This is a genomic window from Streptomyces sp. NPDC043996, assembly GCF_056435225.1.
Map to the genome: position 1 here is coordinate 16,073 of NZ_JBWKEY010000017.1, position 25,088 is coordinate 41,160.

26 protein-coding genes are annotated in these 25,088 nt (G+C 73.7%); 12 read left to right on the plus strand and 14 right to left on the minus strand.

All coding sequences use genetic code 11. The features are described from left to right. Positions 1-79: 79 nt before the first annotated feature. From AC07A4_RS35075 to AC07A4_RS35085, 3 genes are read right to left on the minus strand one after another with little or no spacing between them, the layout of a single operon-like run. Positions 80-1,120, minus strand: a complete 1,041-nt coding sequence (locus AC07A4_RS35075; RefSeq protein WP_478606819.1) for a TolB family protein — start codon at positions 1,118-1,120, stop codon at positions 80-82. Beyond that, on the minus strand, positions 1,117-2,394 hold the full coding sequence (locus AC07A4_RS35080) for an MFS transporter (protein ID WP_478606822.1): 1,278 nt from the start codon (positions 2,392-2,394) through the stop codon (positions 1,117-1,119). The genes AC07A4_RS35075 and AC07A4_RS35080 overlap by 4 nt, the downstream gene beginning before the upstream one ends. A gap of 21 nt (positions 2,395-2,415) precedes the next feature. Next, positions 2,416-3,378 (minus strand): metallophosphoesterase family protein, encoded by a 963-nt coding sequence (locus AC07A4_RS35085; protein ID WP_478606825.1) that lies wholly within the window; start codon positions 3,376-3,378, stop codon positions 2,416-2,418. Positions 3,379-3,635: 257 nt separating this feature from the next. On the opposite strand from AC07A4_RS35085, the gene AC07A4_RS35090 reads away from it, so the two are divergent. Then, positions 3,636-4,049, plus strand: a complete 414-nt coding sequence (locus AC07A4_RS35090; protein WP_478606828.1) for a hypothetical protein — start codon at positions 3,636-3,638, stop codon at positions 4,047-4,049. Between the two features lie 100 nt (positions 4,050-4,149). Here the strand turns inward: AC07A4_RS35090 and AC07A4_RS35095 are convergent, their stop codons facing one another. Then, entirely contained in the window at positions 4,150-4,617 is a 468-nt protein-coding gene (locus AC07A4_RS35095; protein ID WP_478606831.1) for a DUF3574 domain-containing protein, read from the minus strand. A gap of 293 nt (positions 4,618-4,910) precedes the next feature. On the opposite strand from AC07A4_RS35095, the gene AC07A4_RS35100 reads away from it, so the two are divergent. Beyond that, on the plus strand, positions 4,911-5,927 hold the full coding sequence (locus tag AC07A4_RS35100) for a phosphatidylinositol-specific phospholipase C domain-containing protein (protein ID WP_478607327.1): 1,017 nt from the start codon (positions 4,911-4,913) through the stop codon (positions 5,925-5,927). 13 nt (positions 5,928-5,940) lie between these two features. Here the strand turns inward: AC07A4_RS35100 and AC07A4_RS35105 are convergent, their stop codons facing one another. Continuing rightward, positions 5,941-6,906, minus strand: coding sequence for an endonuclease/exonuclease/phosphatase family protein (locus AC07A4_RS35105; protein WP_478606833.1), 966 nt, complete (start codon positions 6,904-6,906; stop codon positions 5,941-5,943). Positions 6,907-7,027: 121 nt separating this feature from the next. Here AC07A4_RS35105 and AC07A4_RS35110 point away from each other — a divergent pair, with 121 nt between their 5' ends. From AC07A4_RS35110 to AC07A4_RS35125, 4 genes are all read left to right on the plus strand, one after another. Further along, complete coding sequence (locus AC07A4_RS35110; protein WP_478606835.1) at positions 7,028-8,389, plus strand: amidohydrolase; 1,362 nt, start codon at positions 7,028-7,030, stop codon at positions 8,387-8,389. Positions 8,390-8,452: 63 nt separating this feature from the next. Further along, positions 8,453-9,688 (plus strand): cytochrome P450 family protein, encoded by a 1,236-nt coding sequence (locus tag AC07A4_RS35115; protein WP_478606837.1) that lies wholly within the window; start codon positions 8,453-8,455, stop codon positions 9,686-9,688. Between the two features lie 114 nt (positions 9,689-9,802). Further along, positions 9,803-10,558, plus strand: a complete 756-nt coding sequence (locus AC07A4_RS35120; protein ID WP_478606839.1) for a DUF899 domain-containing protein — start codon at positions 9,803-9,805, stop codon at positions 10,556-10,558. Positions 10,559-10,766: 208 nt separating this feature from the next. After that, on the plus strand, positions 10,767-10,967 hold the full coding sequence (locus tag AC07A4_RS35125; protein ID WP_478607330.1) for a hypothetical protein: 201 nt from the start codon (positions 10,767-10,769) through the stop codon (positions 10,965-10,967). A gap of 12 nt (positions 10,968-10,979) precedes the next feature. Here the strand turns inward: AC07A4_RS35125 and AC07A4_RS35130 are convergent, their stop codons facing one another. Continuing rightward, positions 10,980-11,348: a hypothetical protein gene (locus tag AC07A4_RS35130; protein ID WP_478606841.1), complete on the minus strand. Its 369-nt coding sequence runs from the start codon at positions 11,346-11,348 to the stop codon at positions 10,980-10,982. 227 nt (positions 11,349-11,575) lie between these two features. Beyond that, positions 11,576-12,157 (minus strand): ATP-binding protein, encoded by a 582-nt coding sequence (locus AC07A4_RS35135; protein ID WP_478606843.1) that lies wholly within the window; start codon positions 12,155-12,157, stop codon positions 11,576-11,578. A gap of 207 nt (positions 12,158-12,364) precedes the next feature. Between AC07A4_RS35135 and AC07A4_RS35140 the strand changes: the two genes are divergently transcribed. From AC07A4_RS35140 to AC07A4_RS35150, 3 genes are all read left to right on the plus strand, one after another. Next, a complete protein-coding gene (locus tag AC07A4_RS35140; protein ID WP_478606846.1) occupies positions 12,365-13,225 on the plus strand; it encodes a helix-turn-helix domain-containing protein in 861 nt (286 codons plus the stop codon). A gap of 99 nt (positions 13,226-13,324) precedes the next feature. Next, on the plus strand, positions 13,325-13,540 hold the full coding sequence (locus AC07A4_RS35145; protein WP_478607333.1) for a DUF397 domain-containing protein: 216 nt from the start codon (positions 13,325-13,327) through the stop codon (positions 13,538-13,540). Between the two features lie 248 nt (positions 13,541-13,788). Next, complete coding sequence (locus tag AC07A4_RS35150) at positions 13,789-14,706, plus strand: SAM-dependent methyltransferase (RefSeq protein ID WP_478606848.1); 918 nt, start codon at positions 13,789-13,791, stop codon at positions 14,704-14,706. A 125-nt stretch (positions 14,707-14,831) separates the two neighbouring features. On the opposite strand, the gene AC07A4_RS35155 is transcribed toward AC07A4_RS35150, so the two are convergent. The 3 genes from AC07A4_RS35155 to AC07A4_RS35165 form a co-directional block, all read right to left on the minus strand. After that, the gene (locus AC07A4_RS35155; RefSeq protein ID WP_478606850.1) at positions 14,832-16,319 is read right to left on the minus strand and encodes a glutamate synthase subunit beta; all 1,488 of its coding nucleotides are present in this window, start codon (positions 16,317-16,319) and stop codon (positions 14,832-14,834) included. 204 nt (positions 16,320-16,523) lie between these two features. Then, positions 16,524-17,003: an anthrone oxygenase family protein gene (locus AC07A4_RS35160; RefSeq protein WP_478606852.1), complete on the minus strand. Its 480-nt coding sequence runs from the start codon at positions 17,001-17,003 to the stop codon at positions 16,524-16,526. Positions 17,004-17,594: 591 nt separating this feature from the next. After that, positions 17,595-18,293, minus strand: a complete 699-nt coding sequence (locus tag AC07A4_RS35165; RefSeq protein ID WP_478606854.1) for a DUF2293 domain-containing protein — start codon at positions 18,291-18,293, stop codon at positions 17,595-17,597. A gap of 202 nt (positions 18,294-18,495) precedes the next feature. Between AC07A4_RS35165 and AC07A4_RS35170 the strand changes: the two genes are divergently transcribed. Together AC07A4_RS35170 and AC07A4_RS35175 are read left to right on the plus strand one after the other, a co-directional pair. Beyond that, the gene (locus tag AC07A4_RS35170; protein WP_478606856.1) at positions 18,496-19,128 is read left to right on the plus strand and encodes a nucleoside/nucleotide kinase family protein; all 633 of its coding nucleotides are present in this window, start codon (positions 18,496-18,498) and stop codon (positions 19,126-19,128) included. Between the two features lie 134 nt (positions 19,129-19,262). Then, positions 19,263-19,682, plus strand: a complete 420-nt coding sequence (locus tag AC07A4_RS35175) for a CBS domain-containing protein (RefSeq protein WP_478606858.1) — start codon at positions 19,263-19,265, stop codon at positions 19,680-19,682. 37 nt (positions 19,683-19,719) lie between these two features. Here AC07A4_RS35175 and AC07A4_RS35180 read toward each other — a convergent pair whose 3' ends face one another. The 3 genes from AC07A4_RS35180 to AC07A4_RS35190 all read right to left on the minus strand — a co-directional run bounded on the left by AC07A4_RS35180 (position 19,720) and on the right by AC07A4_RS35190 (position 22,917). After that, the gene (locus tag AC07A4_RS35180) at positions 19,720-20,856 is read right to left on the minus strand and encodes a magnesium and cobalt transport protein CorA (protein WP_478607336.1); all 1,137 of its coding nucleotides are present in this window, start codon (positions 20,854-20,856) and stop codon (positions 19,720-19,722) included. Between the two features lie 190 nt (positions 20,857-21,046). Further along, entirely contained in the window at positions 21,047-22,000 is a 954-nt protein-coding gene (locus AC07A4_RS35185; protein WP_478606860.1) for a carbohydrate kinase family protein, read from the minus strand. Next, positions 21,985-22,917 (minus strand): pseudouridine-5'-phosphate glycosidase, encoded by a 933-nt coding sequence (locus tag AC07A4_RS35190; RefSeq protein WP_478606862.1) that lies wholly within the window; start codon positions 22,915-22,917, stop codon positions 21,985-21,987. Before AC07A4_RS35190 ends, AC07A4_RS35185 begins: the two co-directional genes overlap by 16 nt. A gap of 92 nt (positions 22,918-23,009) precedes the next feature. On the opposite strand from AC07A4_RS35190, the gene AC07A4_RS35195 reads away from it, so the two are divergent. Next, the gene (locus AC07A4_RS35195) at positions 23,010-23,378 is read left to right on the plus strand and encodes a cupin domain-containing protein (protein WP_478606864.1); all 369 of its coding nucleotides are present in this window, start codon (positions 23,010-23,012) and stop codon (positions 23,376-23,378) included. Here AC07A4_RS35195 and AC07A4_RS35200 read toward each other — a convergent pair. Beyond that, positions 23,362-24,642, minus strand: a complete 1,281-nt coding sequence (locus tag AC07A4_RS35200) for an MFS transporter (protein WP_478607338.1) — start codon at positions 24,640-24,642, stop codon at positions 23,362-23,364. The genes AC07A4_RS35195 and AC07A4_RS35200 overlap by 17 nt on opposite strands. Positions 24,643-25,088: the final 446 nt, after the last annotated feature.

The window sequence follows — 25,088 nt, forward strand, 5'->3', positions numbered from 1 at the left end:
CGTGCGTGCCCGGCCGCCGTCGCCGCATCCGGTTTTCGCGCGGGGCGTACGGGGTCCCGGCGCACCGCCGCGGGCTTCCTCAGCGCACCGCCGCCGGTGAACTCCCGCCCGGCACCCGCAGGTTCGGCCGTCCGGAGCCGTCGGCCGGTACCGTCCAGATGTCCTGCTTGCGGCCCTCGCGGCCCGGCAGGGCGTACGCCAGGGTGCCGTCGTCGAGCCAGGCGGCCTGGTCGTCGACGTTGCGGTGCTCCGCGAGCGGGTGCTCGCGCATCGTGCGCAGGTCAAGGACGTACAGGCGCCACGGGTCCGACGTGCCCTTCCGTACCCGCTTCTTGAAGGCGACGCGGGTGTTGTCCGGCGACAGGGAAGGGCACTCGACGTTCTCGCGCACGGCGCGCGCGGCCCACTTCCGCAGGTCGCCGCGGACCAGGTAGGTCTTGCCCTTCGTGGAGACGGTGGCGTAGAAGCGGTTGTCGTCGCGGGCGAAGGTGACGCCCCAGTAGTTGACGTCGGGGGAGTGGTGGCGGCGGCCGTCGAGGGTGAGGGGGATCTCCTCCATGTTCTTGATCAGGTAGCCGGTGCGGGTGTCCAGGATCGAGGTGCGCGTGGAGAAGGACGAGGTGCCGCCCGCGTACGAGTCGCCGGTGGTGAACATCGTCCACGACAGCATCCGGCCGGACGCCGACACGCGCGCCCGGTTGGGGATGCCGGGCAGGGCGATGCGCCGCTTCTCGCGCAGGCGCCGGTCGAGGACGACGGCGTACGCCTTGGGCGGGATGCCGGGGCGGCGAAGGAGGCACAGGCCCGTGCCCCCGGCGGCGTAGAAGCGCTCGCAGGTCGGGCCGCCGGTGGTGCGCCGGGCCTCGCCGGTGACGGGCAGGCGGGCGACGCGGCCCGCGCCCGCCCCGGTCGAGCGGAAGTACAGCTTGCCCCGGTCGAGGGCGAACTCGGAGGTCGAGGCGATGGGTTGGGCGTCGTGGGCGGCGCGCACGGTGTAGGTGACGGCCACGGTGGCGAGGACGGCACCGGCCGTGGCGACGGCGGCCACGCGCAGCCGGGTGGACATCTTCAGGGGGCGGTCGGAGAGCCGGGAGCGCGGCGAGGAGGGTGCCATGGTCATGCCGTCCTTTGCGGGGTGTCCCCGGGCGGGCGCCGGGTGGGGCGGGGCAGCAGCGCGGCCGCGCCCCCGATCGCGAGCAGGAGCGCGAGGGCCGCGCAGGTCAGGGCGGTGTCGACGCCCCACAGGGTCCACGCCGCGCCGAACCCGGCGGCGGCGAGCAGCCTGCTGAGCGCCTGTCCTGTCTGCACCACGGCCATGCCGCTGGCGCGCTGCTCCTGCGGCACGTAGGGGGCGACGAGGGCCATCAGGACGCCGTCGGTGGCGGCGTAGAACACGCCGAGCGCGAGCAGCGTCCCGATGAGCAGGGGCCGTCCGCCGGTGGGCAGGAGCAGCAGGGCGTAGGCGGCCAGGAGCGCGGCGTGCCCCGCGAGGAAGGGCCCGCGCCGCCCGAACCGGTCGGCGAGCCGCCCGGCGGGCACGGCGAGGAGCAGATACACCGCGGCCGTGCCGAGCGGGAGCAGCGGGAACCAGCTCTCCGCGAAGTCCAGGCGCCGCTGGAGCAGCAGGTACAGGAAGGCGTCGCCGACGGTGGCGGCACCGAGCAGCGCGGCGGCGCCGCACACCCGCCGGAAGGCGGAGTGGCGAAGGAGGGCGAGGGCGGAGCGCGTGGCCGCGCGCCCGCGCCCGGGCGCGCGCTCCGGCCGTGGGCGCTCGGCGGTGGGGACGAACGCGACGAGCAGCAGCACCCCGAAGAGCCCGAAGCAGAAGCTGACGACGAACACCGCGTCGTAGGCGTCCGCCGTGACCCACAGCAGCGCGAACGCCGCGAGCGGGCCGAGCAGGGCGCCCGTGGTGTCCATCGCCCGGTGCACGCCGAAGGCGCGGCCGAGCTGGTCGGGCGGGCTGTGCAGGGAGATCAGCGCGTCGCGCGGCGCGGTCCGCACGCCCTTGCCGAGGCGGTCCGCCGCGAGCGCGGTGCCGATCCCGGCGGCGCTGGTGCCCGCGAGCAGCAGCCCGAGCCGGGACAGGGCGGACAGCAGATAGCCGGACCCGGCGACGGCCTTGTGCCGTCCGCCCCGGTCGGCGGCGTACCCGCCGAGCAGCCGCACGACGGCGGTCACGCCGTTGTAGAGGCCGTCGAGGAAGCCGAACTGCAGCGGGGAGAGGCCGAGGCCGAGGACGAAGTACAGGGGCAGCACCGCGGCGACCATCTCCGAGGAGATGTCCGTGACGAGGCTGACCACGCCGAGCGCGAGGACGGGCCCGGTGACGCGGCCGCGCGCGCGGCGCCCCTGGGCGGTCGTGGCGACCGCGTCGGTGGTGGCCAGATACATGGGCGGGAACCCGGTCCGGCGTCAGCGGCAGGAGTACGAGGGGCTGCTGTCCTTCGTGGCCCCGTCGGTCCCGACGAGCTTCCACGAGAACCCGTTGTCCGCGAAGTCGAACTGCACCACGCCGTAGGTGTTGGTGATGCGCTTCTGGCTGTTGGGCTGCACTTCCTCGATCTTGTACGGGTTGGCGCCGCCGGTGCCCGCGACGACCTCGACGATCCCGTTCGCGTCGGCGTCACCGTCGGTGTCCTGCGGCGCGAACCGCTCGTAGTGGTGGTCGTGCCCGCCGAGCACGAGCTCCGTCTTCGCGCCCTCCAGGAGCTTCCACACGGGCCTGCTGACGGGGTTGTTGCCGTGCTCGCCGGAGGAGAACAGCGGGTGGTGGAAGTAGGCGGCCACGCACTTCTTGCCGTTGGCGGCGAGGTCCCGCTTGAGCCAGTCGAGCTGCGCCCGGTCGTCGAAGCTGTTGGAGTCGAGGGCGATGAAGTGCCAGTTGCCCTGGTCGAAGCTGTAGTAGCTCTTGCCGTCGGGGTAGGCGACGGAGCCGAAGTAGGACTTGTATCCCTTGAGCGCCCCCGCCGGGTCGTACGTCTCGTGGTTGCCCGGCACCGGGCGCGTCTTGTTCTTGAAGGCGCCCCAGGTGGTCGCGTAGTACTTCTGGAAGTCCTTCAGGCGGGCGTCGTCGTACTGGTTGTCGCCCATCGTCATCACGAAGTCCGGGTTGAGCCGCTGCACCAGCGCCGCGGTCTTGGGGTGCGCGCACTTGCTGTCGCTCTTGGTGCACTGCTCGGCGATGTCCCCGACGGCGACGGCGGAGAACGCGGCCCGGCCGATCCCGTCGTTCTCGGCGGCGCCCGCGGGCGACCAGAGCAGCAGTCCGCCGGTGGCGGCGAGGGCGGTGGCGGCGGCCGCGGGGATCGTCCAACGCGCCCGTGAGCGGCGGGACGTCCCGGTGGAGGGCAGCGCGGAGCGAAGGGTTCGCGACATGTCGGTCTCCTGGGGTGGGGGGTGGGAGGGCCGTTCCAGGGAATGGTGGCGAGCCGACATGAGCGCGTCAATATCACGGACGAGGAATTGTTAGGAAAGTTTCCTACTGGAAGCGTGACGCGGTGGCTGCCCCTTCAACGCGCCCTGATCCGGCTACCGTTGAGGGGCGCGGCGACGGGCGTTGCGGGGTGTGGCGAGGACGTGACGGGTCGCGGCGACGGTGGTGAACCCTTCCGAGGCGCGACGCAGGAGGCCCGATGGACGCGGAGGTGGCCGCCCTCGTGACAGCCGGGGCCACGGCCCTGGTCGAGGCGATGGTGGGGGACGGCTGGAGCGCCGCGCGGGCGCGGGCCGCGGCCTTCTTCGGGAGGCGGCGCGGCGGTGACGAGGACGCCGTGGGCGGTGAACTGGACGTGACGCGCGACGAGTTGCTCGCCGCCAGGGACGCGGGCGACGCCGACGCCGAGGCCGACGTCCTTGCCGCCTGGCGCGGCCGGATGCGGCGCGCGCTGCGGGCCGACCCGGAGGCGGCCGCGGAACTGCGGCTGCTCCTCGCGGAGCTGGGGCACGAGGAGGGCGAAGGCCGGGGCGGCGGCGTCGCGTACAACACCATCAGCGGCGGGGTGCAGCACGGGGACGTCGTGCAGGCCCACACCGTGAACCGGAAGTAGACCGGAGCGAACCGGAAGCAGACCGGAGCCGGGCCGGGGGCGGGCCGGGGGCGGCGACGGTGCCGGGGCGGGCGCCCCGGCACCGATGGCCCCGGGCGGCTCAGAAGTCCACGCGCGCCCGGTCGTCCAGGCGTCCCACGGAGTCCTGCTTGAACTTCTTCTCGTAGTCGGAGCGGATCTCCTCGATGAGCTTGTCGCTCTTCTTCGCCTCGGTCGTCGGGTAGAGCAGGATCAGCTCGTAGGAGCGCTCGCGCTCGATCTTGCCGTTGCTGTCCTTCCACTGGCCGCGGCCCTGCTGGATGGTCAGGCCGTTGGGGAAGCCGGGCGTGACCTCGGTGTCGATGAACTTCATGAACTGCTTGTCCGTCACGTCCGGGCCGCCGTCGGGGCGTTCGGTGCCGAAGAAGAGGCGGGTCTCCACGAAGGGCTTGCCGCGGGGCGCGGAGGCGGGCGCCCCCGGCTTGTCGCTGTCCAGGGCGGCGTACGCCGTCGGCGCGCCGATCGCGAGGACCGCGGCCGAGGCGGCCAGGGCCAGACGGGGGCCGGTGAGCGTGAGGGTGAGGGCCATGGGTGGTGGGGTCGCCTTTCGGTGCGGGTGTCAGCGCAGCTGCTGGTGCTGGTGCTGGTGCTGGTGCTGGTTCCGGTGCTGGTTCCGGTGCTGGTTCCGGTTCCGGCGGGCGACCACGGTAGAGGACCCGGAGCCCGCCCGGCGGCAGTGGCACGTCGAGTGGCCGTAAGTCGCTGGCTTCCGTCAGGCCACCCGCATCACGTACCTTGCCCAGGACTTGACGTACGGTAAGCAACAGAACGGGTGGGGCAGCAGTGCTGAAGGTGATACGCGGGGCCGTGGCGGGCTGTGTGATGGTGGGCGGCGCGATGACGGGGGCGCTCGTCGCCACCCCGGCGGCGGCCGCGCCCCAGAACGCCACGGACGGCTCCTCGTACGGCGCCACCACCGGCGTCGGCGTCCACAACGCGTATGAGAAGACGAAGTACCCGTACTTCGCGGACGCCCTCGACTCCGGCGCCGGGATGCTCGAACTCGACGTGTGGACCAACGTCTTCGGCGGCGGCTGGCGCGTCTCGCACAGCAACCCGGTCGGCAACGACAACAACTGCGCCAACGCGCAGCGGCCCGAGGAACTGCGCACCAAGGCCCGTGACCAGCGCCTGGACGGCTGCCTCGCGGACATGAAGGCGTGGCACGACGCCCACCCCGGGCACCGCCCGGTGCTCATCAAGGTCGAGATGAAGGACGGCTTCCAGGCGAAGAACGGGCGCGGGCCCGCCGACCTGGACGCGCTCCTCAAGGCCAAGCTCGGCGACGCCCTGTACCGGCCCGGAGACCTCGCGACCGGCGGCGCCACCCTCGACGCGGCCGTCCAGGCCAAGGGCTGGCCCAGCAGGTCCGCGCTCGCGGGGAAGTTCGTCGTCGAGCTGATCCCCGGCACCGTCGAGCAGAACAACCCCCTCGACACCCTGTGGACCGACCGCGAGTACGCCACCCATCTGAGGGACCTGGCCGCTGCGGGCAGGCTCGGGGACGCGGCCGCCTTCCCCGCCGTCCTCGGCGCCGCGCCCGGCGACCCGCGCACCCGGTACGCCGACGCCTCCCTCCGGCCGTGGTTCGTGCTGTTCGACGGCGACGCCTCGGTGTACGCGGGCGGCTCCGTCGACACCAAGTGGTACGCCGACCGGGGCTACCTGGTCGCGATGACCGACGCCCACAAGGTGCCGCCCGCCATCGACGGCACCCGGCCGACCGAGGCCCAGGCCCGCGACCGGGTCGCCCTGCTCGCGGGACGCCACGCCAGCGTCGTCTCGGCGGACTGGTCGCCCCTGCCGCAGGTGCTCTCGACGGTGCTGCCGCGCGGCTAGCCCAGTCGGGGCTTCAGGGGCTGAACCGCACCCACACCGGCGCGTGGTCCGAGCCCGCCGCGCCCCGCCGCGCGGCCGGGTCCGGGCCCACCGACGGCAGGTCGAGCGCCCCGGAGGCGTCCGGGAGCCCCGTGCCCGCCGCGCCGCCGGACGTGACGCGGCGCAGCAGCCGGTGGCTCAGGAGCACATGGTCGATCAGCTCCCTGCGGCCGGAGTTGACGCGGGAGAAGCGGCGCTCGGGCGGGATCAGCGGGGCCACGTTCCACAGCCGCGCCGCGTCGCCCCGGTCGGGCACCGAGTGGCCCGGCGTGCCGAGCTCGGAGCCGGGCGGGCCGAGCAGCAGCTGCGTCGTGGCGGCGGCGACCTCGTCGTTGAGGTCGCCGAGCACCGCCACGTCCCGCAGCCTGCCGTCCCCGCCGAGGAGTTCGTCCGCGAGGGCCCGCAGCGTCGCCGCCTCCGCCGTGCGCCGGTAGAGCGCGTACGCCCCGACGCGGGCCCGCTCGCCCTCGTCCCGCGGCTGGAAGCGCCCGCCCGGGTAGCTCAGGAGCTTCGACTTCAGATGGCAGACGGCGGCGTCGACGACGATCGCGCGGCTGGCGATCCGCACCGCGAACAGGCCCCGGCCCGTCGCCCGGACCTGCCGCCCCGCGTCGTCGCCCTGCACCGGCCGCAGCGGCGGCGGGAACGCCTCCACGTCGGCGAGCACCTCCGGCTCCAGACGGCTCAGGAACCCGACGCGGATGCCCCGGTCGTCGGCGTGCCGGGACACCGCCGTGTGCCAGGTGCCCTCAAGGAGACCGGCCAGGTCGTCCAGGGCCGCCGGGTCGCCGACCTCCTGCACGCCGAGCAGGCTCGGGCCGAGCGCGCCGACCGTCGCCGCGAGCGCGGACAGCTTCGCCTCGTACGCCGCCTTGTCCTTCGGGCCGAACGGACCGCCGGGCCGGTAGAGGTTCTCCAGGTTCCAGGTGCCGAGGAGCATGCCGGGCTCCTTCCGTGCTCGGGGCGGCGGCGCGGGGCGGCCGGTCCAGGCCAGCGTGCCCGCGGAATCCGCGCGTCGGCAGGGCCCGCGCGCCGATGCGCGCGCGACGTACCGTGAACGCATGACCGCCACCGACGCACCCGTCCCCGCCGACCTCGTCATCAGTGGCTGCACGGCCCTCGTGCACGACGCGGCGGAGCGGATCGGCTTCGCCGAGGACGCCGCGATCGTCGTACGGGACGGAGTGATCACCGAGGTGACCACCGCGGCCGCCGCCCGGGACCTTCCGGCCGTCGAACGCCTCGACGGGCGCGGCCAGGCGGCCCTTCCCGGCCTGATCAACTGCCATACGCACGCGCCGATGGTGGCCCTGCGCGGCATCGCCGAGGACGTGCCCGTGGAGGAGTGGTTCAACGACTACGTGTGGCCCATCGAGTCCAACCTCAGCGCGCGCGACGTGGAACTCGGCGCCCGGCTCGCCTGCGCGGAGCTGATCCGCGGCGGCGTCACCACCTTCGCCGACCACTACTTCGCCATGGACACCGTCGCCGACGTCGTCGCGGAGAGCGGCCTGCGCGCCCTCCTCGGCCAGGCGTACTTCTCCTCGCAGGGCCCCGAGGGCCGACAGGCGTCCCTCGACTTCGCGCTGCGCCGCGCTGGCGCCGCCGACGGCAGGATCACCACCTGCCTGGCCCCGCACGCCCCGTACACCGTCGACGAGGGCGACCTGGCCGCGACCGCCGAACTCGCCCGCGAGCACGGCCTGCCGGTGCATCTGCACGCCGCCGAGTCCCGCGCCCAGACCGAGCACAGTCTCGCCCGGCACGGCGCCACGCCCCTCGAGATCCTGCGCCGCACCGGCCTGCTCGACGTGGACGTGCTCATCGCCCACGGCACCGGCATCGTCGAGGGCGACGCCGCCGCGCTGCGCGCCGCCACCGGCCGCGTCGCCGTCGCCAGCGCCCCGCGCACCTATCTGCGGTTCGCCTGGGACACCACCCCGGTGCGGATGCTCGCGGACCTGGGCGTCGACGTCGGCCTCGCCACCGACGGCGCCGCCTCCAACAGCTCCCTCGACGTGTGGGAGTCCATGGCGCTCACCGCGCTCATCCAGAAGTCCGCCACCGGCGACCCCCGCTGGCTGACGTCCCGCCAGGCCCTGCACCACGCCACGCTGCAGAGCGCCCGCGCGGTCGGCATCGGCGAGGGCATCGGCTCCCTCGCGCCGGGCCGCCGCGCCGACATCGTCCTGGTCGACCTCACCGGACCCCACACCCAGCCCGTGCACGACCTCGCCGCCACGCTCGTGCACAGCGCCCGCGCAGGCGACGTGACGACGACGATCGTCGACGGCGAGATCCTGATGCGCGACCGCGAGCTGCTCACCGTCGACGTCGCCGCGGTGGCGGGCGAGCTGGCCGAGCGGCTGCCCGCCCTCGTCGAGCGCGGACACGGCAGGAGGGTCCAGGAGTACGACGCCTGAGGGCCCGCCCGCGGGCCAGGGCACCTGACGGCCCGCCGGGCCGCACTCCTTAGGGTGAACCCCATGGCGACACCCGCGACACCCGCGACTCCCGAACCGCTCGACGGCAGCGACGACATCGACCGCCTCGTGGACGACCCGTACGGCACCTACGCGCGGCTGCGCGAGAGCGCGCCCGTGCGCCGTGTCACCGGGACCGACGGCAACGCCGCCTGGCTCGTCACCCGCTACGCCGACGTCCGCGAGGCCCTCGCCGACCCGCGCCTGTCCCTGGACAAGTCGCACGCCCTGCCCGGGAACTACCGGGGCTTCGCGCTGCCGCCCGCGCTCGACGCCAACCTCCTGAACATGGACCCGCCGGACCACGGCCGCATCCGCCGCCTGGTCACCAAGGCGTTCACGCCCGGCCGTACCGAGCGGCTGCGCGAGCCCGTCCGCCGCACCGCCGACGCGCTCCTCGACGCCCTCGCGGACACCGTCAGGGACCAGGGCAGCGCCGACCTCGTCGCCGCCTACGCGGCCCCGCTGCCCATCACCGTCATCAGCGATCTGCTCGGCGTCCCCGCCACGCACCGGCGGGACCTCAGGGCCTGGACCGACGCGCTCGTCGCCCCCGACCCCGAGCGGCCCCACCTCGCCAAGGAGGCGGTCGCCGGGCTGCTCGGCCACTTCACCTCGCTCATCGCGCACAAGCGCGAGACGCCCGGGGACGACCTGCTCTCCGACCTGATCGCGGTGCGGGACGAGGGCGACGGCGGCCGCCTCAGCGAGGACGAGCTGCTGTCGCTCGCCTTCCTGATCCTCTTCGCCGGGTACGAGAACGTGGTGCAGCTCATCGGCAACGCCGTCCTCGCCCTGCTGCGCGACCCCGGGCAGCTCGCCGCGGTGCGCGCGGACCCGGCCCTGCTGCCCGGCGCCGTCGAGGAGTTCATGCGGCACGAGGGCCCGGTGCTGCTCGCCATCCGCCGCTTCCCCCTGGAAGACGTCACGATCGGCGGCGTCCGCGTCCCCCGGGGCGAGACCGTGCTGCTCTCCCTCGGCTCCGCGGGCCGCGACCCGGACCGCTTCGCCGACCCCGACCGCCTCGACCTCACCCGCGACGCGAGCGGCCACCTCGCGCTCGGCCACGGCATCCACCACTGCCTGGGCGCCCCGCTCGCCCGCCTGGAGACGACGACGGCGCTCGCCGCGCTCATCGAGCGCTTCCCCGGCCTCGCGCTCGCCGTACCGGAGGAACAGCTGCGCCGACGCCCCTCGATGCGGGCCCGTGGCCTGCTGGAACTCCCGGTCGTGTGCTGACGTACCGCCATGTTCCGAGGAATTTCCAGAAATCCCGCGCGCGGCCGATGAGTTCCGGCGGCGCCCACGGTCCACCCTCCTGAGAACCGTGGACCGGATCCGGAGGAATGCGCCATGGGACTTCCGCACATCGTCGCGCGCGAGGAGTGGCAGGCCGCCCGTGAGGAGCTGCTCGCCAAGGAGAAGGCCGCCACGCGCGCCCGCGACGCGCTGAACGCCGAGCGGCGCGGGCTGCCGATGGTGGAGGTCGACAAGGAGTACGTCTTCGACGGCGCCGACGGCAAGGCCTCCCTGCTCGACCTGTTCGCGGGCCGCGCCCAGCTCATCGTCCACCACTTCATGTTCGCCCCCGAGTGGGACGCGGGCTGCCGCGGCTGCGCGGCGTTCCTCGACCAGATCGGCCACCTCGCCCATCTGCGGGCCCGCGGCACGACGTTCGTGGCCGCATCGCGCGCCCCCTTCACCCGCGTCCTGCCGTTCAAGGCCCGCATGGGCTGGGTGGTGCCCTGGTACGCGACGTGCGGGGCGGAGTTCAACCGCGACTTCGCCGCGACGCGCCCCGACGCCGAAGGACGCCTCCTGGACCGCCCTGGCCTCAGCTGCTTCCTGCGCGACGGCGACCGCGTCTTCCACACGTACTCGACGTTCGACCGTGGCCTCGACGGCATCGGCTCCACCACCAGCCTGCTCGACCTCACCGCGCTCGGCCGCCAGGAGGAGTGGGAGGAGCCCAAAGGCCGCGCCTCGGAGCTCGGCGCGCCCGCGGGCGGCACCCGGCTGCGCTACCACGACGAGTACGACGCGCACGACGAGTGGGGCACGTACGAGTCGTTCGAGTCGTACGGGACGCGGGGGCGGTACGGGTACTGAGCCGCCCGGCACCGGGGCGGGCCGGGCCGCGCGGGGAATGCTCCCGAACGGCCCCGACTCCGTGTCTATTAGGTCACGTTGTGAGTCCTTCGGGGTGCGGCGCGCGTTCTCCTCAGTGCAGAGTCGTCGCTCTGCACGGATCGCACCAGCCGCACTGAGCCGTACGACGAGTCGCACGCTCAGTCACACACGGGGGATCGAGAACATGATGAACGGACGAGTGGTGCTTGAGCGCTTTCCCGCGGGCGGGCCCCGGGGGTCGTGGCCCGCGGAGGAGTTCGCGCGGGACCGGCGCAGCGAGGGGCAGCGTGCCGAGGTCGTGATGGACCTGGCGACCGACGCTTTCCTGGTGATCGTGCGCGAGCAGCCGGAGGCGTCCGCGCCGCAGGACGCGCGCGCCGCCGCCTGAGCGGAGCCGTCCTCAGGCGCGGACGGCTCCGGCCCGCCCGGTGACGGCACCGGAGAGCTGGCACAGGGCCACGTACAGGGGAATGGGCGGCGTATAGGGGACGGTGCCCTGAGGCCGGTGCACGAGGACGGGTTCCCGCGCCGGGTCCGGAAGGACCGCACCCGGTGAGTAGAGCGTGGACGGCGGCCACGGCAGGTCCTCGTCGGACTCGGCGGGCACGATCCACCACCACCGGGGGCCGTCCTCGTACACACATCCCACACGGGGCAGCCGCTCCAGGAGTCGTGGGCCGAACTCCGCGGGCGTCGCGACGGCGTCGCAGCCGAGCGGCTGCCCCATTCCGGCGGGGACGGCGAGCCGTGTCACTGGCTGCACACTCACGGCTCGCCGTCCGACCGCCCGCTCCCGCTCTCGCGAGAGCCGTACCAAGGTGTCAAGGCCGAACAGTCGCGCTGTCCCCGTGCTCACATATCCCCCGACCGCTTCACTGTCGCACTCGCATCCCCGTCACGTCGGCCTAAAGGCCGTCGGTCACGCGCTGGTCCTTCTCCTGGTCAGCGCCGCCGGTCAGGCCCCTGCCGTGGCCGTTCGACGGCGTCCTCGGCGCACTAGCCGAAGTTGTCCAAATCCGTACGGGGACCGTCGCCGGGGGCGGCGCCGATGCCGCCGCCCCCGAAATCCCCGCCGAACTCCTCGTCGAGGGCGGCGCAGGACGCCGCCCCCGGCGATATCGGCAGCTCCGCCCACACCGAAAGGCCGGCTCCGGAATCCTGGACACCCCATGCGTTGCTCACGGCGCTCACGAGAAGCAACCCCCTCCCGTGCTCCTCGTCAGGCCCTCGCAGGCCGGTCGGGCGCGGAACCCCCGGTCCGCGGCCCTCGTCGCGTATGGCTATCCGCAGGGTGTCGGCTTCCGTGCGGATCTCGCAGACGACGGTCCGGCTAGCGGTGTGCACGATGGCGTTGGTGACCAGCTCCGATACGACGAGCGCCGCGGTGTCGCAGGCGTCGTCGCCGACCGCGAGGGAACCGAGCCGGTCGCGCGTCAGCCGCCTGGCGCGCGCCACGGAACTCGGCTGCGCGGCCAGGGTGAAGGTGACGCGGGAATCGGCGGCCGCCGTCCGGACCTTGGCACGGGCGCCAAGTCGGGGCTCGGTGGCTTCAGTTCCTAACGATGCGGGCGGAGTCACGCTCTCCACTATCGCCCCGGCGCGAACACCTTGGCAAGAGCCACTCTGAAAAGTGCACAGTGACATGTTCCTTTGAGACGTCCCATGGCACACTTCTCGCAACGCCTCACCATGCGGCGTGAGTTGGCGCGTCGCGTGATTACGTACAGTAACGCGAAGTGGCAAAAAGCGATGCAGAGAGTGACGCGTAGTGGGTGGAGGTAAGTCGTGAGCGAACCGCGGTCGGCGCCGACCGTCGGACAGGTCGTTCTCGGTCGCCGCCTGCAGGACCTGCGTGAGCGAGCGGGCCTCAAGCGTGACGAGGCCGCGCGCGTGCTGCGCGTGGCCGCGGCCACCGTGCGCCGCATGGAGACCGCCGAGGTCGCGCTGAAGATCCCGTATCTCCAGCTGCTCCTGAAGGCGTACGGCGTCCCGGAGGAAGAGGCCGACGCGTTCGTCACGCTCGCCGAGGAGGCGAACAAGCCGGGCTGGTGGCAGCGCTTCCACGACATCCTGCCGGGCTGGTTCAGCATGTACGTCAGCCTGGAGGGTGCCGCGAGCCTCATCAGGTCGTACGAACCGCACTTCATGCCCGGACTGCTGCAGACCGAGGACTACGCGCGTGGTGTGCTCCTGTCCGGGGCGATCGGCCAGACCCGTCCCGAGGACATCGAGCGCTACGTCGCCCTGCGCATGGAGCGCCAGACGCTGCTCAGCCGCGAGGACGCGCCGCGCCTGTGGGTCGTGATGGACGAGACGGCCCTGCGCCGACCCGTCGGCGGGCCCGAAGTGATGCGCGCGCAGATCGACCGGTTGCTTGAGGCCACCGAGATGCCGCATGTGACGTTGCAGGTCGCGCCGTTCGCGGCGGGCCCGCACCCGGGCACGTTCGGGCCGTTCGTGCTCTTCCGCTTCGCCATGGCGGAGCTGCCGGACATGGTCTACAGCGAGTACCTCACCGGTGCCGTCTATCTGGACGCGCGATCCGAGGTGGCGACGCATCTGGAGGTCATGGACCGCATGGCGGCCCAGGCCGCGACCGCACAACGCACGAAGGAAATCCTCCGGGATGTCCGCAAGGAGCTGTGAATGGACCGAGATCGACACCGTGCGGGCACCGGCCCCGCGTCACGGGCCGACACCCGCGCCGATTCCCGGCCCCCCGGGTCCTCCCGGATCTACAACGGCATGCCCGCCCGCGAACTCGGCAGCGAGGGCTGGCACAAGCCGTGGAGCGGCGGCAACGGCGGCAACTGCCTGGAGGCGATGAAGCTGGCCGACGGCCGGGTCGCCGTCCGCCAGTCCTCCGACCCCGACGGGCCCGCGCTGATCTACACGGACGGCGAGATCCGGGCGTTCATACAGGGAGCGAAGGCGGGGGAAGCGGACTTCTTGCTTTCGTGACGCGCGTAGCCCGGGGGCCGGGGGCTGCCGGAAGGGCATCGGTCGCCGCCGGGCGCCGCCGGGTGGCGGTGGATGTGTCACTGGGCGGCGCGGAAATGGCGCGAATCGTACGCTGCCGGGGTGTGCTTGCGGGCCCGGGCGCGCGGACCCGGGCTCGCGGACCCGGGCTCGCGGGCCCGCGGTGATCGACGTTGCTCAGACCTACGTTCCTACGTTCCTACGTTTCCGAACGGGCGAGGGGGCCACAGATGACCGGGACCGGGATCGGGATTGGGGCCGGGGCGGATGGCGAAGGGGCGGCGGAGGCCGCCGCGTCGCCCGCCATCGACACCAGCAAGCCGCATCCGGCACGGATGTACGACTGGTGGCTCGGCGGCAAGGACAACTACCCGGTCGACGAGGAGATGGGACGGCAACTCGTCGCGATGGACCCCCGGATCCCCGCGATCGCGCGGGCCAACCGGGCGTTCATGCGGCGCGCGGCACGGTGGCTCGCGACGAACGGGGTCCGCCAGTTCCTCGACATCGGCTCGGGCATCCCGACCGAGCCGAACCTGCACCAGATCGTCCAGGGCGTCGCGCCCGACGCGCGCGTCGTCTACTGCGACAACGACCCCATCGTGCTCGCCCACGCGGGCGCCCTGCTGCGGTCGACACCCCGGGGTGCCACCGCGTACATCCAGGCCGACGTCCGGGAGCCGGACGCCATCCTGGAGCAGGCCCGCGCGACCCTCGACTTCAGTGAGCCGGTGGCCCTCTCCCTCATCGCCCTGCTCCACTTCGTCCCCGACGGGGACGGCCCTTACGCGCTGGTCGACCGGCTCATGTCCGCGCTTCCGCCCGGCAGTCGGCTGATGCTGTCGCACGGCACGGGCGAGTTCACCCCCGACCGGGCGAAGGCCGCGGGCGATCTGTACGCCGCGCGCGCCCTCACCCTCGCCCTGCGCGACCGCGCGCAGGTCACCCGCTTCTTCGACGGCCTGACGCTCGCTCCTCCCGGGGTGACGGTGGTCGACGCGTGGCGTCCCGAAGTGGGTGAGCTGGGTGAGCTGGGTGAGCTGGGTGAGCTGGGCGAACCGGGTGAGCCGGGTGAGCTGGGTGAGCCGGTCGAGGCCGTGGGGGAGGGGCCGGTGCCGATGTTTGGTGGGGTGGCGCGGAAGGGGTGATGTGGGGTGGGGCGGGTCCTGCGGGGTGGTGGGCCGGGCCCAGCGGGGCGGTCGGCCGGGTCCTGCGGAGTGGTGGGCCGGGTCCTGCGGGGGTGGTGCGCCGGGTCCTGCGGGGGCGCGGGGCGTCACCCGGTCAGGGGGCGGTCCATGGCCGTCACCGGTGACGGCAGCCGGGTGGAGCCCATGAGCCAGCGGTCCACGGCCGCCGCGGCCGAGCGGCCCTCCGCGATCGCCCACACCACCAGGGACTGCCCCCGCCCGGCGTCCCCGGCGACGAACACGCCCGGCACGTCCGTCGCGAACGCCTCGTCACGCGCGACGGCACCGCCCGGAGTCAGGGACACCCCCAGCTCCCCGGCCGCGCCGCCCGCCACCTCTGGCCCCTGGAACCCCAGCGCGAGCAGCACCAGATCCGCGCGCAGCACCCGCTCCGCGCCGGGCACCGCCCGCCGTCGCTCGTCCACCCCCGACAGGTGGACGGCCCGCACCCGCCCCGAGGCGTCCCCGGCGAACCGCAGCGTCGCCGCCGCGAAAAGCCGCGCGTCCGCGTCCGGCCGCTGACCGCACCCCAGCTCGCCCGCCTCCTCGTGCGCGGGCGACACCCGGTGCACACGGGGGTAGGTGGGCCAGGGCTCGACCGCCTCGTCCCGCTCCGCGCCCGGCAGCGGACGGATGTCCACCTGCGTCACCGAGGCCGCGCCCTCCCGCACCGCCGTGCCCAGGCAGTCCGCGCCGGTGTCACCGCCGCCCACGATCACCACGTGCTTCCCTGCCGCCGACAGCGGCGAGACCTTCAGGTCCCCCTCGCCGACGCGGTTGGCCAGCGGCAGATACTCCATCGCCTGCCTGACCCCGCGCAGCTCCCGCCCCGGAACCCGCAGTTCGCGCCAGGCCGTGGCCCCCACCGCGAGGACGAGCGCGTCGTGCCGCGCCCGCAACGCCGCCGCGTCGACGTCCCGCCCGACGCACGTCGACGTACGGAACCTCGTCCCCTCGGCCCGCAGTTGCGCGAGGCGCCGCTCCAGGTGGCGCTTCTCCATCTTGAACGCCGGGATGCCGTACCGCAGCAGGCCGCCCGGCCGGTCGTCGCGCTCGTACACCACCACGGTGTGCCCCGCCCGGGTCAGCTGCTGCGCCGCCGCCAGGCCCGCGGGGCCGGAGCCGATGACGCCCACGCTCTTCCCGCTCAGCCGCTCCGGCGGCCGCGGCGACGCCAGACCGTCCGCCCAGAGGCGGTCGGCGATGGCCGCCTCGACGTTCTTGATCGTCACCGCGGGCTGGTTGATCGCGAGGACACAGCCCGCCTCGCACGGGGCCGGGCACAGCCGCCCGGTGAACTCGGGGAAGTTGTTCGTGGCGTGCAGCCGCTCGGCCGCCGCGTGCCAGTCGGCCCGCGAGACCAGGTCGTTCCACTCGGGGATCAGGTTCCCCAGCGGACACGCCTCGTGGCAGAACGGAACCCCGCAGTCCATGCACCGGTCCGCCTGCCGCTCCACGAGGGGCAGCAGCGCCCCCGGAACGTACACCTCGTCCCAGTCCTCGACCCGCTCGCCCACCGCCCGCCGCGGCCACTCCTCGCGCGGCACCCTGAGAAACCCCTTGGGGTCGGCCATGGCCGTCTCCCTACACCGGTACGCGTCTTTCGTCACGGTACGTCCCGGAGACGGAACGGGCATGCGGACGGGCCCACGCCGGGGTGGGCGGCGCGCGGACGCTGTCGGGTGGCAGGTGGCAGGTGGCAGGTGTCGGGTGTCGGGTGTCGGGTGTCGGGTGTCCGACGTTAGGTGTCAGGTGTCGTCAGGTGTCGTCAGGTGTCGTCAGGTGAGGCCGAGGATGAAGGACGCCGTGGCGGCGGTGGCCGCGCCCGTGCGGACGTGGTTCCACCAGGTCCATTCCTTCACATACGTACGCCAGTACGCCGCCCCGCTCGCCGACTCCTCGTCCACCTTCGCCAGCGCGTCGTTGCGCGGCACGTTCGCGGCCACGGTCACGCCGAAGCAGCCGACCAGATACAGCGCCGAGCCGAGCAGCAGCTCAACCGTGCCCTCGTCGGGCCACAGCACGAACGTGACCACGGCGAGCACCGCGCACAAGCCCGTCGCCCCCATGAACACGGCCATGAACCCCGGGGTGAGCGCCGTGACGTTGATCGCCTTCATGGCGGCGATGCCTTGGGCCGGCGGCAGCGCGGCCAGGCCCTTCATCACGAAGGTGGAGAAGCCGATGAACACGCCCGCCACCAGGCCGCACGCGATCGCGCCGAGGACGGTGAGCACGAAGTAGGGTCCGTCGATCATGGCAACTCCCTGGGTGGGTCCGGCCTTGGACAAGGTTCCCTCTGCGGGACCGGACCTCGGACGGTCGGCGCGCCGCGCAAGATCTTGCACGGTGTGGTGTGTCTACGACAAGTCAAACGCTCCGACGCGCCCCTCGGCCATACGCGGTCCCCGCACCACCATGCGCCAGCCTCTCCCTCCCCCGGCTGCCGCCAGGGCTCCCGGGGGCCTCGCCTCCCTTCTCCGCCGCTCCGCGCCGGTCTCCCACCCGCCCACCCGTGACTCGGCGGTGCCGGGTGGCCGTCCGCCCTGCGCCGCTCCGCGGCGCCTCCCGCCCGGCTGCCGCCGGTGCCCCGGCAGCGTCGCCCGCCTTCTCCGCCGCTCCGCGCCGGTCTCCCACCCACCCACCCGTGACTCGGCGGTATCCGGTGGCCGCCCTTTCGTGGCTCGGTGGTGCTGGGTGGCCGCCCCTCCGTGACTCGGTGGTGCCGGGTGACCGTCCGCCCGTGACTCGGCGGTGCCAGGTGGCCACCCGCCCATGATCGGTGGTGCCAGGTGGTCGCCCCCCACGACCCGCCGCCGCCCCCTATCCGTTCGCGTCACCCCCTCCCCTCACCTTCCCCTCCACCCCCTAACCTTCCCCTCCACCACCCCCGCGATCCGGCGCCGCGCCTCGGCCCGGGGGACTCCGCGCATCAGGAGGGCGTCGTACTCCGTGTCGTCGTGGCGGACCGCCGCGATCACGGCCGCCGTCACCGCGGTCGGGGTGAGTGCCCGGCCCGCCGCGCTGCGGCCCACGCGGCCGCTGCCGCGGACGGAGGCGTGGGCGGCGATGCGGTGGGCCCGTCCCTGCGGACACCTGGGGAAGAGCCGCAGGATCGCGTCGGCGAACGCCGCCGTGAACCTCTCGTCCCGCGCCGCCCGCCGCACGGCGTCCCGCGCGCGCCGCCGGGCCCGCGCCTCCGCGTCCGCGAGGCACCGCTCCTCGGCCCGGGCCAGCGCCGCCTCCTCAACCAGCACGCCTTGCCGTTCGTACCGGCTCTTGCGCCGGTTGAAGCGGACGACCACCGCCGACAGCGCGCTGTCCTCCCGCGACCGCCTGGTCAACGCGGTGTCGCCGCGCGGCAGATACACGAGGTGCCCGAGGTCGGCGCAGTCCAGGCAGTACGGCTGGCCCTCCTCCAGGGCCAGCAGCGTCAGCGGCCCCGCCCGGCACCGCGCGCACCGCTTGCGCTTCAGGGGCTGGAACACCACAAGCCCCGCGCCGGAGGAGGGAGTCGAGGGGAGGGACGAGGCGAGGGGAGCAGTCATGCGCGGTTCCTTCCCGCTGGGCCGCGCCCCCTACGCGCACGGCGTCCGACCTCGCCCGCACCCCGGCCCACCCCCGGGCCAAGGCCTCGCCTGCCCGCACCGCGGCCCACCCGCCCGGGCCAAGGCCCGCCCCGCCCCGGCCGCACTCCGGATCACCCCGCCCGGCGAAGCCGCCCGCACCCCCGGGCGGCATCATGGCCCCGTGCGACTCGAAGCGATCACTTGGGAACGGCTCACGGACGCGCTCGCCGAGCGGCTCTTGGAGCTGGTCCCGGCGGACGGCGGTGCCTGGCCGCGCGTGGCCTTCGACGGGGCGCCCGCGGCACGGCCCGGTGAACTCGCGGCGGGCGTCGCCGAGGCGCTGCGCGTGCGCGGGCGGTCCGCGCTCGTCGTCGGCACGCACGGGTTCCTGCGGCCCGCCTCCCTGCGGTTCGAGTACGGCCATGAGGACGTCGAGGCCTACTACAGCGGCTGGTTCGACACGGGTGCCCTGTGGCGCGAGGTCTTCGGACCGCTGGAGGCGGGCGGCACTGGCCGGGTCCTGCCCGACCTGTGGGACCCGGAGACCGACCGCGCGACCCGCAGCCCTTACGTCCCCCTCCCGCACGGCGGCATGGTGCTGCTGCACGGTCCCTTCCTGCTGGGTCATTGGTTCCCCTTCGATCTGACGGTGCACGTACGGCTGTCGCCCGCCGCCCTGCGGCGGCGCACGGGGGCGGAGGAGCGGTGGACGATCCCGGCCTTCGAGCGGTACGAGGCCGAACACGACCCGGCGGCGACGGCGGATGTCGTCGTACGGGCCGACGACCCCCGGCATCCGGCGTGGAGCGGCTGACCCGCCGCGCGTACCGCTCCGCGAGGGCACGGTGCCGTGCGGGTGCGGCCCCGCGAGGGCACGGAGACAATGAGTGCACCGGGACTAGCGGTGCCCCCGCGCCGCGCCGGTCGTCCGGCACCGGGAGGTACCCCATGACCACCGCCGGAGACATCATGCACCGCGGTGCCCAGTGGATCCCCGCTCACGAGACCCTGGACCGCGCGGCGCAGCTGATGCGCCAGCTCGACGTCGGCGCGCTGCCGATCAGCGACGCGAACGAGCGGCTGTGCGGCATCCTCACCGACCGCGACATCGTCGTCCGCTGCGTGGCGATGGGGCACGACCCGGCCAAGGTCACCGCGGGTGAGCTCGCCCAGGGCACCCCGCGCTGGATCGCCTCCGACGCCGGTGTGGACGCCGTCCTGGAGGAGATGCAGGGCCACCAGATCCGCCGACTGCCGGTGATCGAGAACAAGCGTCTCGTCGGCATGATCAGCGAAGCCGACCTCGCCAAGCACCTCACCGAGGAGCAGCTCGCGGGTTGGTGCGAGAGCGTCTACGCCAAGGGCTGACCGGCCCGGCGCGGAACCAGCACGGTCAACTCCCGCCTCACAGCCAGCCGTTGCGCCGGAACCCCCGGTACAGCAAGAGGCATGTCGTGACGATCACCCCCATGATCAGTGCGTAGCCGTACTGCCAGCGCAGTTCGGGCATGTGGTCGAAGTTCATGCCGTATATCCCGCAGACCATCGTCGGCACGGCCACCATGGCGGCCCAGGCCGTGATCTTCCGTGTGTCCTCGTTCTGCGCGACGGTCACCTGGGCGAGGTGGGCCTGCAGGATGGAGTTCAGCAGTTCGTCGAAGGCCGCTATCTGTTCGGTGACCCGCTTCAGGTGGTCGTCCACGTCCCGGAAGTACGCCTGTATCTCGGGGGCGACGACGCGCATCGGTTTGGTGGCGAGCACCTGGAGCGGTCGGCCGAGGGGCACCACCGCCCGCTTCAGCTCGAGCAGTTCGCGTTTGAGCTGGTAGATGCGGCCCGGGTCGGCGGTGCGCGCGCCGGTGGGGGCGAACACCTCCGACTCGACCTGGTCGATGTCGGCCTGCACCGAGTCGGTCACGTGGAGGTAGTCGTCGACGACCTGGTCCGCGATCGCGTGCAGCACCGCCGCCGGTCCCTGCGCGAGCTGCTCGGGCATTGACTCCAGCTCTTCGCGCAGCGGCCCCAGGGAGCCGTGCCTGCCGTGCCGCACGGTGATCACGAAGTCGCGGCCGACGAACACCATGATCTCGCCGGTGTCCACGACCTCGCTGGTCGCGGTCAGTTCGGCGTGCTCGACGTAGCAGACCGTCTTGAACACGGCGAACAGCGTCTGGTCATAGCGCTCGACCTTCGGGCGCTGGTGGGCGTGCACCGCGTCCTCGACCGCCAGCGGATGCAGGTCGAACAGCTCGGCGATGCCCGCGAACTCGCGCTCCGTGGGCTCGTGCAACCCGAGCCACACGAACCCGTCGGCGTCCTTGCGGACCCGGGTCACGGCCTCCACGAGGTCACCCTCGCGGGTCGAGGTCTGGCGCACCCCCTTGCGGTACGTCACGCACTTCACCACCGAGGAGCCCAGCGGGGAGCGGGCGGGGTGGCTCAGGTCGACGCGTGGGCTGCGCCGGGTCAGGCCCGCGACCCTTCGCAGACCGCGGACGGTCCGCAGGTTTCCGACCTTGCGGAGGTTCCCCACCTTCCGCAAGTTGACCCCCATCGACATGTGTCGCTCCTCGCGCTGGACTTGATGAGCAAGTCTGCCAGCCAGAGCCGACAACGCGTTTGACCCTGTGGGAACGGAAGATTCCAGTCCGAACCTGTGCGACTCGGATGCCTTTCACCGGCCCGGCGCACCTGCCCCGGCGCGGCCGCGCTGACGCGGTCGGCACACGCCGTCACCGCCGCTCCCGCGGCGGCACCGGAGGCACGGGCCGTGCCCCCACCCGCGACACCGCCAGCGCCCCGGCCCGGCAGCCCTCGGCCACCGCCTGCCCCAGCTCCGCCCCCGCCATCCGCGACGCGACGAACGCCCCGGTGAACGCGTCGCCCGCGCCCGTGGAGTCCCGCGCCCGTGCCGGTCGTGCGGCTACCCGTACGCGCACGTCCCCGTCCGTGGCCGCCAGCGCGCCCGCGCCGCCCAACGTGACCACCACTTCGGGGAAGCGGCGGCTCAGCGCCTCCGCCGCGGCCTCCGCCTCCCGCAGGCCGGTGAGGAGCTCCGCCTCGTCGCGGCTCGGCAGCAGTACGTCCACGCCGGCCACGCCCGCCAGGAAGCGGTCCACGCCGTGCCGCGCCAGGAACCCCGACGACGCCGGATCCACGCTCACGGTCACGTCCCGCGCCCGCGCGGCGTCCAGCGCCGCCCGCGCCACCGCCCGGCTCGGTTCGGCGAAGAACAAGTAGCCCGACAGGTGCAGCCAGCCCACGCCGTCGAGCAGCGACGGCGTCCAGTCGCCGGGTGCGAGCCGCAGTGACGCGCCGCTGTCCGTGAGGAATGTGCGCTCCGCCGCGCCGCCCGCGTCCACCAGGCTGATGACGGTGCCGGTCGGGGCGCCGGGGTCGACGACGAGATGGGGATGCACCGCCGACCGGACGAGCAGGTCCTCGTGCCACGCCGCCGCGTCGGCGCCGACCCGCCCCAGGAACCGTACGTCCGCGTGGCCCCAGTGGGCCGCCCAGCACGCGACGTTGGCGCCCGCGCCGCCCGCCACCGTACGGATCGCGGCCGCCGTGTCGGTGCCGGGCGCGAGGGGCGTACGGTGCCGGGCGACGATGTCGGTGACGATGTCCCCGACCACCAGCAGACCCGGAGCCCGGCCCCGCCCCGGGACGGTCACCCCCGCGCCCACGCGGCCGCGACCCGCGCGGCGAGCCGAACGTTTCCGCGCACCGCCGCGAGATTCGCCTCCAGGGACGCTCCGTCGGTGTGCCGCACCAAGTAGTCCAGGAGGAACGGCGTCACCGCCTGCCCTGTCACCCCCTGCGCGTCGCACTCCCGTAGCGCCTGGTCGAGTACGCGCGTGTGGAGCGCGGGATCCAGCTGTTCCGCCTCCGGTACGGGGTTCGCGACGACGAGCGCGGACTCCGGCCCGGCCAGCGCGTCCTGCGCCCGCATCACGTCGGCCACCTCGTCCGGCGTGCGCAAGGTCCAGTCCACGGGGTGGCCCGAGTCCGCGAGGTAGAAGCCGGGGAAGCGTTCCGTCGCGTATCCGGCCACCGCCACGCCCAGTGTCTCCAGGCGCTGGAGCGTCGCCGCCACGTCCAGGATCGACTTGACGCCCGCGCACACCACGGTGATCCGGGTCCGTGCGAGCAGCCCCAGGTCGGCGGACTCGTCCTGGGTCACCGTCCACTCCCGGTGCACCCCGCCGAGCCCGCCGGTCGCGAACACGCGCACGCCCGCACGCGCGGCGAGCAGCGCCGTCGCCGACACCGTGGTCGCCCCGCTCGCCCCCGTGGCGACGGCGAGCGGCAGATCGCGGTGGCCCAGCTTGCGGATGGTCTCCCGCTCGGAAAGCCCGGTGCCCCCGGCGTGTCCGGCGATCCGCTCCAACTGCTCCTTGTCGAGGCCTACGTGGGGGCGCCCGTCCAGGACGGCGATCGTCGCGGGGACGGCGCCCTCATCTCGTACCACCTGCTCCAACTCGCGTGCCACGTGCAGATTGCGCGGACGCGGCAGCCCGTGCGCGATGATCGTGGACTCCAGGGCCACGACCGGCCGCCGTCGCGCGAGAGCTGTCTGTACCTCGTCGGACACCACCACCACGGATCCGCCTCCTGCCCATCGGGTCTCCTTGAGTTCCTGGGTTCATCCCTGGCGGGCGGGGCCCGGCGGCAAACCCATTAGGGTGACCGGCCATGACCACGAATGATCAGACCGCCGCCTCCTTCGCCGTGCACATCCCGGACGTCGAACTGGAGGAAGAGCCGCTCGACCCGGGGCAGATCGTGTCCGGTGACCCCGTGGTCACCGGCAAGGTCCTGTGGGAGTCAGCCGACGGCAAGCAGCTGCGGGGCATCTGGCAGATCACGCCGGGCGTGGTGACCGACACCGAGGCCAACGAGCTCTTCGTGGTCGTCAGCGGCCGCGCGACCATCGAGGTGGAGGGCGGCGACGTGATCGAGGTCGGCCCCGGCGACGCGGCCGTCCTGCGCGAGGGCGACCGCACGACGTGGACCGTGCACGAGACGCTGCGCAAGGCCTACCACATCACGCTGAGCGCCTAGCGTCCCGCGGCGCCCGCGTGAACAGGGCCAGGGCGGCCAGCGGAAGCAGCAGGAGCGCCGCCGAGAGGTTGAGCCAGCCGTAGCTCGCCCGCGCGACGACGAGGCCCGCGATCGCCCCGCCGACGCCCGCCGCCGTGTTCATCGTCAGGTCCGACAGGCCCTGGGCGGCGGCGCGGGCCGCCTGCGGCACGGAGTCGGTGAGCAGCGCGGAGCCGGACACCAGGCCCGCCGACCAGCCGAGGCCGAGCAGGAACAGGCCCGCGGCCGTCTGCGCGTGGCTGCCGCGCGCCGTGCCCGCGAGCAGGGCCGAGACGGCGAGCAGGCCCACGCAGAGGCCGATCACGCTGAGCCGTCCGAGCCGGTCGGCGAGGCGCCCCATCACCGGTGAGAACGCGTACATGCCCGCGATGTGCCCGCTGATGACCAGGCCGATCAGGTCGATGCTCGCCCCGTGGTGCCCGAGGTCGACCGGTGTCATCGACATGATCGAGACCATGGCGGTGTGCGCGACGGCGACCGTCACCAGGGCGAGCCGGGCCCGCCCCGACGCGGCGACGGCGGCGAACCCGGCCCGCAGCGACCGCCCCGCGGCCGATGAGTCCGCGGCGGGATCGAGGCGGCGGGCGGTGAGCAGCGGATCGGGGCGCAGCAGCGCCGCCACGAGGACCGCCGAGATCAGGAACACCCCGGCCGCCCAGACGAACGCCCCCGACGCCTTCGGGATGCCGAGCCCGGCCACGCTGCGGCCCGCGGGCGCCGCGATGTTGGGGCCGAGGACCGCGCCGATGGTCGTGGCCCAGACGACGTTGGAGATCGCCCGGGCCCGGGCCGTCGGCTCGGCCAGGTCGGCGGCCGCGAACCGGGCCTGGAGGTTCGCCGAGGACGCCGCGCCGAACCCGGCCATGCCCACGAGCAGCAGCGGGAAGCTCCCGACGGTCGCGGCCACCACGACGAGCGCGGCGCCGAGCGTCCCGATCAGATACGCGAGGACGAGGCCGGGGCGACGGCCCCGCGCGGTCATCAGCGCGGCCAGCGGCACCGACAGGACAGCGGTCCCGGCGACCGTCGCCGTGGGCGCGAGCCCCGACAGGGACTCGCTGCCGCTGACGTCCTTGGCGAGCACGGCGGCGAGCGCGATGCCGGTGGCCACTCCGAGCCCGCCGAGTATCTGGCTCGCGACGAGGACGGCGGTCACGCGCCGCCGCAGCGCGGGCAGGTCCTCGACGGTGACGGGCGCGGCGGCCGCCCGCTCGGTCGCGGTCATCGGCCGCGCGCCGGGCGGGAGCGCGGCCACCAGCCGGGACGGGCCGACCCGCCTGGAGCGGCTGCCCAGGGCCGGGGAGGAGAGGGTATGAGCGATGTGGTCACCGGCGAAGTGTGCCACCGGACCGCACTGTGCGGGACATGACAGTCGGGTCCGGGCGGTCAGCCACGCCGACGCTCAAGCCCCCGGCCAGCCGCTCCCGGTTCCGCTTCGCGGCACCCCGCCCGGGCCAGCCGTTCCCGGACGCACCGCTTCCGGTCCCGTCCCACCAAGCCCTGCCTCGACCGGCCGACCGCTCCCGCTCCTGGCTCGTCGCTACTGGTTCCGGTCTGCCGCGTACGGTCTTGGTCCGCCGGGCTCCGTTTCAGCCGACCCGCCGTTCCTGCTCCCGGTTCGCTGTTCCCGCTGCTGGCTCGTCGCTTTCGGTTCCGGTCTGCCGCGTACGG